Source organism: Haloimpatiens lingqiaonensis, from assembly GCF_901447495.1.
GTDB lineage: Bacteria > Bacillota > Clostridia > Clostridiales > Clostridiaceae > Haloimpatiens > Haloimpatiens lingqiaonensis.
Genome location: NZ_CABDWS010000155.1, coordinates 1 through 2,075 on the forward strand (window position 1 = coordinate 1; position 2,075 = coordinate 2,075).

Consider the following 2,075-nt stretch of genomic DNA (forward strand, 5'->3'; position numbering starts at 1 on the left):
TGGGGTAGGGGTAAGTGTATCTATTTTTGCGACCTATCGGTCTGCGGGCTTACCAGCCCTTTAAGTAAATGTAAAAAGATACAATTCCAGTAAAAATAAAATTTTTACTGGAATTTAGGTGCTAAATCTCTGCGTATACTTTATCTCACTTTTTATTATACTAAAAGTATGATATACTTATTTAGTTTGTATAAAACAAAGCTTAGCTAAAATAAAATTTTTATTATGTTAAAATATGAAGCTCACGTTACATATCAACTAAAAATAATATTAAAGCTAATATTCATTGGATAAATATTTATATAAACAGAGCTCTTAGCTTCAGATTGAGTTTTTACTCCATCTGAAGGTTAGAGATCGTTATCCAAGGACGTAGCTGCCGTTATCTCCCACTTTGTTAGAAGTGGGAGTGTTACGGCAGATAGTCATCGGATAAATACAAAATATACTTGAAAGTTGAAAGGTAGATTATTATGATAAAGTTTAAAAAATTAGGTCTTAGTGATGATATGCTCAGCATACTTAAATCCCAAAGAATCAGTGAACCAACACCAATTCAAGAACAAAGTATCCTGCTAATAAATGATGGTCATGATGTTATAGCGGAAGCTCAAACTGGAACTGGAAAAACACTGGCATTTCTATTGCCAATGTTTGAAAATATGTCTCCTAACATAGACACAATTCAAGGTTTAATAGTAACACCAACTAGGGAACTTGCCATACAAATAACTCAAGAAGCTATGAAATTAAAAGAAGCTAAGGATTTAAATATATTAGCTTTATATGGTGGTAAAGATATAGGTTCTCAACTTAAAAAGCTTAAAGGTAATATTCACTTGGTAATCGCAACTCCTGGCAGACTTTTAGATCACCTTAACAGAAATACAATTAATCTTGACCATTTGAAAACATTAGTATTGGACGAGGCTGACCAAATGCTTCTTATGGGATTTAAAAATGAAGTCCGCTCTATTATAAGTTATACACCAAATAACCGTCAGACCCTATGTTTTTCAGCTACAATGAACTCTGAAGTTAAAAAACTTGCCTATAAAAACATGCATGATCCAAAATTAGTTATGATAGAAAAAAAGGAAGTAACTCTTGAAAATATCAAACAATTTCTAATAGAAACCACTGATAGAAGGAAACAAGAAGACTTGTGTAAAATTTTAGATGAAGAAAATCCATTTATGGCCATTATCTTTTGTAGAACCAAAAGAAGAGTTGATAACCTTGAGGAAGATCTTTATCAAAAAGGATATAACTGCAAAAAACTTCATGGTGGTATATCTCAAGCAAAGCGTGAAAAAGTAATGAAAGCCTTTAAAAACTTAGAGATTCAATATTTAATAACTACTGATGTAGCAGCTAGAGGACTTGATATAACTGGAGTTACCCATGTTTTTAATTATGATATACCTGAGAACGCCGAGAGTTATATACACCGTATAGGCAGAACTGGAAGAGCTGGTGAAGAGGGCTATGCCTTCCTATTTGTAGCACCAAAAGATGAAACCACTTTAAATACAATAGAAAAAGAAATTCAATTAAAAATCCCTAAAAGAATTTTAACGTAACAACTTACAATCTTCAGCAATTATGGGTTTTTGAAAAAATATAAGAGAACCTTTAGGCATATATTTCCACTATTAAAAAATCACATTTTTATAGAAAAAAGCTACAAAATAAATTATAATTTTAAAATGTGTCCTTTTTATACTACAGTAAATATCTTTAAAATAAATTGCTTCAGTATAGATAGGTGAATATTTATAATTAGGAGATATCTTTAGTTGTTTAAAATATAGATAAAGGTAATCAAATATAGTAAAATGTACTTTTAAAAAGGAAGTGAGTACATTTGAAAAATAATAACTATAAACCAAATGAATTTGCAGAATTAATTAATGTATCAGTTAGAACATTGCAAAGATGGGATAATGAAGGAATATTAAAAGTATTTAGAACACCAACAAATAGGAGATATTATACTTATGAACAATATAAAGAAAATATAAGAAAAAAATAAAGGAAGATGAAGAAGTTGAAAAAAGCATACAAAATAGAAA

Annotated in this window: 1 protein-coding gene and 1 pseudogene; both read left to right on the forward strand. The window is 29.6% G+C overall.

Going from position 1 to position 2,075, the window contains the following annotated elements; genetic code table 11:
* The first annotated feature begins 473 nt into the window (after positions 1 to 473).
* Positions 474 to 1,583 (forward strand): DEAD/DEAH box helicase, encoded by a 1,110-nt coding sequence (locus tag FGK85_RS15030; RefSeq protein WP_138207958.1) that lies wholly within the window; start codon positions 474 to 476, stop codon positions 1,581 to 1,583.
* Positions 1,584 to 1,867: 284 nt separating this feature from the next.
* Positions 1,868 to 2,075 (forward strand): annotated as a pseudogene (locus FGK85_RS15035) (MerR family transcriptional regulator); the annotation flags it as partial.

Coding starts and splice junctions, on each gene's coding strand:
- FGK85_RS15030 (WP_138207958.1), top strand. CDS start 474: ATGATAAAGTTTAAAAAATTAGGTCTTAGTGATGATATGCTCAGCATA.